At 69.4% G+C, this 9,331-nt stretch carries 10 protein-coding genes; 6 read left to right on the top strand and 4 right to left on the bottom strand.

Features of this window, described 5'->3' with window-relative positions:
- Window positions 1-216 precede the first annotated feature (216 nt).
- Complete coding sequence (locus BXA10_RS27965) at window positions 217-1,242, top strand: HAD hydrolase family protein (RefSeq protein WP_084753426.1); 1,026 nt, start codon at window positions 217-219, stop codon at window positions 1,240-1,242.
- A 382-nt stretch (window positions 1,243-1,624) separates the two neighbouring features.
- On the opposite strand, the gene BXA10_RS27960 is transcribed toward BXA10_RS27965, so the two are convergent.
- Genes BXA10_RS27960 through BXA10_RS31715 form a run of 4 tightly spaced genes read right to left on the bottom strand, consistent with a single transcriptional unit; the run spans window position 1,625 to window position 4,422 of the window.
- Window positions 1,625-2,569 carry an ornithine cyclodeaminase family protein gene (locus BXA10_RS27960; RefSeq protein WP_076473836.1) on the bottom strand — a complete coding sequence of 315 codons (945 nt, stop codon included), beginning with the start codon at window positions 2,567-2,569 and terminating at the stop codon, window positions 1,625-1,627.
- Window positions 2,566-3,018, bottom strand: a complete 453-nt coding sequence (locus BXA10_RS27955; protein ID WP_084753424.1) for an aconitase X swivel domain-containing protein — start codon at window positions 3,016-3,018, stop codon at window positions 2,566-2,568. Before BXA10_RS27955 ends, BXA10_RS27960 begins: the two co-directional genes overlap by 4 nt.
- On the bottom strand, window positions 2,999-4,285 hold the full coding sequence (locus BXA10_RS27950) for an aconitase X (RefSeq protein ID WP_076473835.1): 1,287 nt from the start codon (window positions 4,283-4,285) through the stop codon (window positions 2,999-3,001). The genes BXA10_RS27955 and BXA10_RS27950 overlap by 20 nt, the downstream gene beginning before the upstream one ends.
- Complete coding sequence (locus BXA10_RS31715) at window positions 4,285-4,422, bottom strand: hypothetical protein (protein ID WP_175649330.1); 138 nt, start codon at window positions 4,420-4,422, stop codon at window positions 4,285-4,287. Before BXA10_RS31715 ends, BXA10_RS27950 begins: the two co-directional genes overlap by 1 nt.
- A gap of 202 nt (window positions 4,423-4,624) precedes the next feature.
- On the opposite strand from BXA10_RS31715, the gene BXA10_RS27945 reads away from it, so the two are divergent.
- The 5 genes from BXA10_RS27945 to BXA10_RS27925 all read left to right on the top strand — a co-directional run bounded on the left by BXA10_RS27945 (window position 4,625) and on the right by BXA10_RS27925 (window position 9,327).
- The gene (locus BXA10_RS27945) at window positions 4,625-5,797 is read left to right on the top strand and encodes a branched-chain amino acid ABC transporter substrate-binding protein (RefSeq protein WP_084753422.1); all 1,173 of its coding nucleotides are present in this window, start codon (window positions 4,625-4,627) and stop codon (window positions 5,795-5,797) included.
- Window positions 5,798-5,866: 69 nt separating this feature from the next.
- Window positions 5,867-6,760, top strand: a complete 894-nt coding sequence (locus tag BXA10_RS27940; RefSeq protein WP_076473834.1) for a branched-chain amino acid ABC transporter permease — start codon at window positions 5,867-5,869, stop codon at window positions 6,758-6,760.
- The gene (locus tag BXA10_RS27935) at window positions 6,760-7,797 is read left to right on the top strand and encodes a branched-chain amino acid ABC transporter permease (protein ID WP_084753420.1); all 1,038 of its coding nucleotides are present in this window, start codon (window positions 6,760-6,762) and stop codon (window positions 7,795-7,797) included. The genes BXA10_RS27940 and BXA10_RS27935 overlap by 1 nt, the downstream gene beginning before the upstream one ends.
- Window positions 7,794-8,606, top strand: coding sequence for an ABC transporter ATP-binding protein (locus tag BXA10_RS27930; RefSeq protein ID WP_076473833.1), 813 nt, complete (start codon window positions 7,794-7,796; stop codon window positions 8,604-8,606). Before BXA10_RS27935 ends, BXA10_RS27930 begins: the two co-directional genes overlap by 4 nt.
- Window positions 8,599-9,327: an ABC transporter ATP-binding protein gene (locus BXA10_RS27925; protein ID WP_076473832.1), complete on the top strand. Its 729-nt coding sequence runs from the start codon at window positions 8,599-8,601 to the stop codon at window positions 9,325-9,327. The genes BXA10_RS27930 and BXA10_RS27925 overlap by 8 nt, the downstream gene beginning before the upstream one ends.
- The last annotated feature ends 4 nt before the right edge of the window (window positions 9,328-9,331 follow it).

Here is a 9,331-nt window from a genome sequence, read left to right as displayed (position 1 = left end):
GCGGCTACACATCACTCCGGACGAGGTGCCCGGAGATCACCTCCCGATGCTCGGCCACCCGACGGAACTAGCCGACCGCCTCGAGGAGTACTGGAGCCAACAGCAACAGCCGAGCGAATCACCCTCCCACCAACGACGTCAGGCGCCACTATGAACGTCCTCCATTCGGCATGACAGCGCGCCCGCGTCAGGCGCGGCCATCGCGCTGATCGCGGCATGAGCGGAAACGTGATCGAGCGCGCTCGGCGGCGTGGCAGCGCACGCCCCGAACTCGGCGTCGTGCAGGGGTGCGAGGGCGTCGACCGGCCGCCGGGATCCTTCTCGCTTCTGCCGATCCTGCTAAGGTCCACACACATGTCAGGGCTGGGGCACCGAAACCATCGAGAGCTGCTGGTCTCCGACCTTGATGGAACGCTCCTTCGACCAGACGCGACCCTGAGTGCGTTCACGGTCAGCGTGATCAACGAGTATATCGCCAGTGGTGGACTGTTCACCTACGCGACAGCCCGTTCCTACACCAGTGCCGCACGCGTGACCGCGCCGTTGCGGCTGCGGCTTCCGGTCATGACGTACGGCGGCGTGGTCGTCGTGGACCCTTTGACCGGCCAGGCACGTCAGGCGCAGTTCCTGCCAGCCGCGTTGGTCGAGGCGGTGTTTCGTCTTACCGACTGTTCACGGCGCGTGCAACCGATTGTGTACGTCATTCGGGAGGGCAGGGACCGTGCCTGCTGGCTGGCCGACCGGATCACACCTGGAGTGGCGAACTTTCTGCGTGCCCGACCCGGCGACCCCCGGCTGCTGCCCCTTTCCAACCGGAACGACATCGGTGCGGCATCGGTGTTCTATGTCTCCTTGATCGGCGACCGGCAGCCGTTGCGCGAGCTTTTCGAGCAGCTCTCTGACACGGCGGGTGGCTGCCACTTCGTTCTCGCCGAGGACATCTACTCGCCTGGGCAATGGTGGCTGGAGGTGACCTCCGGTACCAAGGCCACTGCGGTTGCTGCGTTGACTGCCGAGGTAGCAGCAGAAAGGGTGACATGCTTCGGTGACCAGCTCAACGACCTGCCGATGTTCGCGGTCGCCGACGCTGCGCTTGCGGTCGCCAACGCTGCGCCCGAGGTCCGGGCGGCCGCCACACAGGTGATCGGCGCCAACACCGACGACGGCGTGGCGCGCTGGATCGCCGAGACCTTGACAACAGCCGCTCCGCTGAAATCCGGTTCCCGGCCCGCTGTCAGGTAACGGATGTTGGCAAAGGGAATTGCCGCCGACCATCCAAACGTGCGACGGCCGTCCGGTCTGTTTTAGGACGTGGCGGAAGAACCAGTGGTGGGGCTTCTCCCATCCCACGTTGGCCGAGCTGAAGACGGAGTCGAGCAGGTCCGGGCCCGAGTCATGATCGGACGCACGCTCATCGACAGATCCGGGAGTCGGGCGGCCCAACTTGCTATGTCCGTAGCGCGCTGAAAGCGGCATGTTGTTGTATCGCTGGTTCAGCGAGGCCCGGTGGTGCTGTCCGGCGTAGAAGCTACGTGCGCGACGGGCTTCCGTTCATCACCGGGTCCGCGGTGGCTGTGTCCGAGGCGACCTGCTCACCGCGTCAACGAGCGAGGGCGCGAGGACCTCAGGCACGAGAGGCATGGCCTTGCTCCGTCCAGCGCTGGTGGGCCAGATCGGCCACCACGAGGTCCTGCCAGCCCATGCCGACGCTCTTGAAGACCGATGAACCGGTGGTGGGTGCCAGACGTACCGCGTCGCGAAGCTCGATGAGGCTGTCCTCGCCGACGGCGCCGGCGCGTACGGCTTGGATGATGTCGCCCGCTTCGCGTAGCGCGACGCCGCGGGACTCGACGACCACCCGTTCGGCGGCGCCGATCGTCACGTCGTCGAGTTCACGGGCGTCCGGCTCGTGGGAGCCCACCGCGACCGCGCAGGTTCCCGGGCGCAGCCGGCGGCCGTCGAAGAGCGGCTGGCGGGCGGTGGTGGCGCAGACCACCACGTCCGCATCCGCGACGTCGTCGTGGCTGCCCACGCGCGCGTCCAGACCGCTGCCCCGGACCCTGGCCACCAGGGCCGCCGCGCGGTCGGGGTCCCGGCCCACCACTGTGACGTCGCTCAGCGAGCGGACGGCTCGCAGCGCCTGCACATGCCCCCACGCCTGTGGACCGGAGCCGAGCACGACCAGGTGTCGCGCCCCGGGCGCGGCGAGGTGGTCGACCGCGACCGCCGAAACCGCGGGGGTCCGCAACGTGGTGAGGGCCGTGCCGTCCAGCAGCGCCACCGGCGTCAGCGTGACCCGGTCGTAGAGCACGTACAGCGCCTGGATGCGGGGGAGGCCCCGGCCGGAGTTGCCCGGAGCCACCGTGCTCAGCTTCACGCCCACGGCGGTGGCGGTCTCGGCGGGCATCAGCAGCAGCTGTCCGTGCTCCACGTCGTGGATGGAGCGTTGCAGCGACGCCTGCGGGTCGAGTCCGCCGGAGAGGGCCTTCGCCAGTGCGGCGACGGCGTCGGCGAACGGCACCAGGCCGAAGACGTCGGCGTCGTCGAGGTACGGCAGCGTCGCGGTCATCGGGTCTTCGCAATCACGGTGGCCGGGCGGGGTGCGGTGTGGGCGAGGACGGCGGCCTGGGTGCCGGTGTGCAGTCGTGCCAGGTCGTCGCCGGTGAGCTGCACGATGGGCAGGCTCGTGCCGTAGATCTCGGCGGCGACGAGGGCCCCGATCACCAGGATCGCGTCGCATTCGGCCAGGAGGAGGGCCGCCGGCGCGTGCCCCGACCGGATCAGCTCCGCGAGTACCGCAGTGGAGGAGCTGGATCCGCGACCGGCCTGCATCGCGAGGACCTGTCCGGCGACCGTGACGCCGCGTTGCGGATGGTGGGCGTCGACGATCACCCCGCGCGCGTCGACCCCGCCCCAGAACGAGAGCGGTTCGTCGAGCGCGAGGACGACCCCGTCCGCCGCTCCGGGATGCAGGGATCGGCCGGACATGGTCACCGGCTCATCCCCAGAGCCGCTCATCGCGTACCACCCTCCCGGCTCTTGCCGAGGCGACGCACTCGGCCAGGCTTCCCAGTACGGTGTCGATTCCGAGGTTGGCCGGCGCGTACCAGGCCCACTTGCCCGAGTTCGTCATCACGGTGCGGATCCCGTCGCGCAGCACGGGCGTCACGTACGTGCAGGTGTCGGTGAGGATGCGGCCACCCGCGTCGCGCACGGCGTCGGCGTACCCGCGAGCCTGTGCCTCGGCCAGCACGGCCCGGCTGGTCGAGACGAACACGTCGACCGACGAGGCGAACGGCGGCCCGTCGCGCAACTCGCGCGCCAGCGCCGCGAACTCGGACAGCGAGAAGTGCGGGGTGCCGAGGCTGACGGCGTCGAGTGAGGTCGTGGCGGCGCTGCTGAGCCGGTCGCGCGCTCGCCTGAGGTCGTGGGCCGTCACCGGCACGGTGGTGGCCCCGGGCGCGAGCACCGCGTCCAGTGTCGGCGCCTCCGGGGTCACCCCCACGACGTGGAACAGCGCGACGCCGCCGGCGGACGCGGCGGTGGCACCGAGCGCCTTGAGCCGGTCCTCGGTGACCCCGCCGTCGTTCAGGTCGCCGGGCAGGCCGGTGAGCGCCGCGACCCGGGTTCCGGCGAGTTCCCCGAGCAGCGCCCCGATCGAGGGCCAGGCGACGTCGTCGTCGAGCAGCGCGGCGGGGACCGCAGCGAAGTCGAGCACCAGTGCGGCGGTGCGGTTCCCCTGTAGGTGCAGACCCGAGTAGGGGACCCGGCCGGTGATGCCGGCGGCGATGTCGATGAAGTCGCCGTACCGGTCCGTGCGCGCCCCGAGCACCGAGTTGACGAAGGCGATGGCGTTCGACTCCGCCCACGCCACGTGGCTGCCCGCTGCGGGGCGGTGGCCGGACTGGTACGGGGCGCACGACCAGATCGGCTCGCAGCCGAGGGCCACATGCGCGTCCATCAGGCGCCGGCCGTTCTCGGTCACCTCCGCACCGGCGCGTACCAGCCCGGGGTGCAGCAGATCGAGCGAGCCGACGTTGAGCGTCGTACGCACCCGCACCCGGGCGCCGAGGGAGACCAGCCGTTCGGTGAACTCCAGCCCCGCCACGCCGTGGTACAGGCAGCCGTCGGCGTGCGCCGACTCGATCGGCACCAACCGTTCGGCACCGTTCGCGCGGGCCACCCCGACGATGAGCCGCATGCACATCGCGGTGGCCGGGCCCTGCTCCCCGGCGAGCATCGACTCTTCCTCGGCCGTGAGGGCCAGAGCGTCGTCGCCGGGCATCAGGCTCCTTCGCCGGGGGGCAGGGTCACGGCGTGCAGGCAGGTGAAGGAATGCTTGCCCTGCTCGCGGCCGGCCAGGGCGACTGCGACGAGCACGCCGTGCCGGGGGCGGGTACGGGCAGCGGGGGAAGCGGGCATGTACGGGGCTCTCTCGTGAACGGTCAGTAGAACATCACACAGCAGTCAGCCGAGCTCAAGTCAAGCTTCGATAACCCTCGACCTGCGCCCTAGAGCGACGGTGTGGTCTGTGCCATAGTGCTGTGCTACGTCACACAGCAGTGATCCCAGTCGCTACCTGGCCGTCCATGGTGTCGGTCCTTGAGGGAAGTGAGTTTGGACAATGACGTCATTCCTCACCCGCCGGCTGTCGCGAGTCGCCCTCGTGGGCAGCGCGGCGGTGGCCGCCATGATGCTCTCCGCCTGTGGCAACGGACTCGCCTCGGGCGGAGGCGAGAAGTCGGACGACGGGCCGATCGTCCTCGGCATGCTGACTCCGCTCTCCGGTAGCAGCTCGGCCATCGGCCCGTACATGAAGAACGCCGCGCAGCTCGCCGTCGACGAGATCAACGCCAAGGGCGGCGTCAACGGGCGCAAGCTCGAACTCAAGGTCGAGGACGAGGCGTGCGACGCCAAGAGCGCCACGGCCGGCGCCAACAAGCTGGTCACCGCGGGCGTGAAGATCTCGGTCGGCGGTTACTGCTCCGGTGCGACGCTCCCGACGCTGCCGATCTTCGAGAAGGCCGGCGTGCCGATGCTCATCCCGGCCGCCAACTCCAACGAACTGGTCGCGCAGCACAAGAAGAACGTCTTCCTGATCAACGGCACCGGTGCCCAGCAGTCCGACGCGGCGCTGAAGTTCATGAAGAAGGTGGGCGCCACCAAGGTCGCCCTCATGGACGACAACACCAGCTACTCCAAGGACATCGCGGACACCACCGCCAAGCTGCTGACCGGCTCGCCGGCGCTCGCCGGACGCGAGTCGGTCACCGCGGGTGAGAGCGACTACGGCGCCAACGTCAACGCCATCCTGAAGGGACAGCCGGACTTCATCTACTGGACCGGCTACTACCAGGAGGGTGGCCTGATCATCCGTCAGCTGCGGCAGGCGGGCTACAAGGGCAACGTCATGGTCGCCGACGGGTCGGTCGACCAGAAGCTGGTGGACATCGCCGGCCCCGAGGCCGCCGAAGGCGTCTTCGCCACCATGACCCAGACCCCGGAGACGATCCAGGGCGCCGAGAAGTGGATCGCGGACTACAAGAGCAAGTTCGGCGCTGACCCCGGTCCGTACTCCACCCAGGCCTACGACGCGGTCCGGGTGGCCGCCGAGGCGGTCGGGAAGGCCGGCTCGACCGACGGTGACGCCGTCATCAAGGCACTCGAGGGCATCGACGGTTTCCAACTGTTCTCCGGGCCGCTGAAGTTCACGCCCGAGCACACGCTCTCCAGCGGTGGCTTCCAGATCCTCGTGGTGGAGAACGGCAAGATCGTCCTCAAGGACACCCTGCAGTAGGTCGCCCGCTCCCGGCGGCGCCCTCCCGGGAGTGCGCCGCCGGGGCGTTCCCCGCCCCGAAGGACTCCCATGACCCAACTCCTCTGGAACGGTCTCTTCGTCGGATCGTTCTACGCCCTGGTCGCCCTGGGCTACACGATGGTGTACGGCATCATCAGGCTCCTCAACTTCGCCCACGGCGACCTGTACATGCTCGGTGCGTTCGTCGGTTTCGGCGTCCTGAGCGTCGCCGGCGGGCTGGCGACCGGCCTCGGCTTCGTGGCGCTGCTCATCGTCATGGTCATCGCGATGCTGGTGACCGGAACGGCCGGCCTGGTGCTCGAGCGGGTCGCCTACCGTCCCCTGCGCGGCGCGCCCCGGCTCTCCGTGCTGATCACCGCGGTGGGTGCCTCGTTCGCGCTCGAGTACGGGATGCGGCTGGCGGCCGGACCCAACCCCGAGGTCTACCCGGTCCGGCTGGCGGGCGACCCGGTCAATCTGCTCGGCGCCCGCATCACCGTCCAGCAGGCCAGTCTCATCCTGATCGCGATCCTGCTGATGGCCGGCCTCCAGTGGCTCGTCATGGGGACCGAGACCGGGCGGGCCATGCGCGCCATCTCCCAGGACCCGACGGCGGCCCTGTACATGGGCATCAACGTCGACGCCGTCATCGCCCGTACCTTCTTCATCGGCTCCGCCCTCGCCGGCGCCGCCGGCGTGATGGCCGGCGGTTACTACGGGAAGATCGACTTCCTGATGGGGTTCATCATCGGGCTCAAGGCGTTCACCGCGGCCGTCATCGGCGGCATCGGCAACATCAAGGGCGCGATGCTCGGCGGCCTGGCGCTCGGCCTGCTCGAGTCGTTCGGCACCGCCTGGGTCGGCGGGCAGTGGCGCGATGTCTTCGCCTTCGGCTTCCTCATCGTCTTCCTCACGCTCCGCCCGACCGGCATCCTCGGCGAGCGCGTTACGGAGCGTGTCTGATGACCACCAACCTCGCCACGTCACCCGCCCGCGCCCGTGCGCTCTTCGACCGCATCCAGCAGAACCGCTACCTAGGCCTGGTCGGACTGGCCGTCGCGCTGCTGGCGCCGTTCATCACCGCCACCAACTACGCCCTGTCGGTGATGACCTCCGCGCTGCTCTTCGTGATGCTCGCGGTCGGCCTCAACATCGTCGTCGGCTACTGCGGCCTGCTCGATCTCGGCTACGCGGCGTTCTTCGCCATCGGCGCCTACGTCAGCGGCATCCTCGCCACCAGGTACGGCTGGCCGCTGCTGGCCACGGTGCCCGTCGTCATCGTCGCGGCGGTGGTCGCGGGCATCGTGATCGGTGGACCCACCCTGCGGCTGCGCAGCGACTACCTGGCGATCGTGACGCTCGGCTTCGGCGAGATCATCCGGATCACGGCGAACAACCTCACCATCACCGGGGGGCCGTCGGGCATCTACGGGATCCCCGGCATCATGCTGCTCGGGGTCGACCTGAGCGGCCCGGTCGGCCTCTACTACACCTGTGTGGTCGTCGTCGCCCTGGCCGTCCTCGGCGCGGCGCGGCTCGGCCGCAGCCGGCTCGGCCGTGCCTGGCGGTTCATCCGGGAGGACGAGGACGCCGCCGAGGCGATGGGCATCAACACGTACCGGGTGAAGCTCGCCGCCTACATCGGCGGCGCCATCTGGGGTGGTCTCGCCGGCATCCTCTTCGGCGCCCAGCTGTCCGCCATCTCCCCACCGAGCTTCACCTTCCTGTGGTCGGCCCTCATCCTGATGGCCGTCGTGCTCGGTGGCATGGGCTCGACGCCCGGCGTCGTACTCGGCGCCATCTTCATCAGCGTGCTGCCCGAGCTTCTCCGGGAAGCCGCGGACTACCGGTACTTCGTCTTCGGGATCCTGCTCATCATCGTGATGATCTTCCGTCGGCAGGGGCTGTGGCCGGCGCGGGCCGTGGAACGGCAGTCCCGGCGCGACCGGCGCAGAGCCGAGGAGCAAGACGTGCGCAAGGCCGAGGAGGTAGTGCCGTGAGCACGCGAGAATCCGTACCGCTGCTGCGGGTACAGGACCTGCACCTGGACTTCGGCGGCGTGAAAGCCGTCGACGGGCTGACCTTCCAGGTCTACGAAGACGACGTCCTCTCCCTCGTCGGCCCCAACGGCGCCGGCAAGACCAGCGCGTTCAACTGCATCACGGGCTTCTACAAGCCCACCGGCGGCTCGATCACGCTGCACGGCACGGACATCACCCGCCTGCGGCCGTCCGCGATCGCGGCCCGGGGGATGTCACGCACCTTCCAGAACCTGCGTCTGTTCGGTGAGCTGACCGTGCTCGACAACGTCCGCGCCGGGATGCACCTGCGGCTGCGGCAGAACGCCCTCGACGCGCTACTGCACACGCCCCGGTTCCGGCGAACGGAGCGGGAGGCCACCGACGAGGCCAACCGGTGGCTCGACTTCGTGGGCCTGCGCGGCGACCGTGGTGGCCTCGCGCGGAACCTTCCGTACGGCGAGCAGCGGCGTGTCGAGATCGCCCGGGCCCTCGCGTGCGGGCCCAAGGTGCTCCTGCTGGACGAGCCCGCCGCCGGACTCAACTACGGCGAGAAGGGGGAGCTGCTCGACCTGCTGCAACGCATCAGTGGGCTCGGCATCGCCATCGTGCTCATCGAGCACGACATGGATCTCGTCATGCAGGTGTCGCGCCGGGTCGTGGTGCTGAACTTCGGCCGGGAGATCGCCGACGGCACTCCCGACGAGGTACGCCGCGACTCCGCCGTGATCGAGGCGTACCTCGGCAGGGACGACGACGAGGAGGACGAGGAGATGATGAGCCATGAGTGACGCCGCCGGCCGCTGGGCACTCGAAATAGACGGCCTCGACGTCCACTATGGCCGCGTCCACGCCCTCCGGGGGCTGACGCTGACCGTCGGCGAGGGCGAGATCATCGCACTGCTCGGCAACAACGGCGCGGGCAAGACCAGCACCCTCGCCACCGTCTCCGGGGTGGTCCGCTCCACCGGCGGCACCGTGCGCGCGTTCGGCCGGGACATCACCAAGGCCAAGCCGTGGGAGATCGTCGGCGCCGGGCTCGTGCACGTGCCGGAGGGACGCCGCATCTTCTCCCGGTTGACCGTCCACGAGAACCTGCAACTCGGCGGCTACCTGGTGAGCGACAAGACCGTGGTCAGCCGCCGGATCGACGAGGTCTACACCCTGCTGCCTCGGCTCGCCGAGCGACGCAACCAGCACGGCGGGAACCTGTCCGGCGGCGAGCAGCAGATGCTCGCCGTCGGTCGCGCGCTGGTCGCGAAGCCCAAACTGCTGATGCTCGACGAACCCTCGATGGGGCTCGCACCACTCGTGGTGGCACAGATCATGAAACTGATCCGCCAGATCAACGCCGACGGCACCTCGGTGCTGCTCGTCGAGCAGAACGCCCGCGCCGCGCTCAAGATCGCGCACCGCGCGTACGTCGTGGAGAACGGTGTCATCACCCTGCAGGGACCAGCGCGTGAGCTCGCCCGCGACTCCCGCGTGGTCGAGGCGTACCTGGGGGCCTGAGCCG

It is taken from the genome of Micromonospora avicenniae (genome assembly GCF_900156065.1).
GTDB lineage: Bacteria > Actinomycetota > Actinomycetes > Mycobacteriales > Micromonosporaceae > Micromonospora > Micromonospora avicenniae.
Note: the sequence above shows the minus strand (reverse complement) of the source record. Positions and strands in the feature narration are given on the sequence as shown.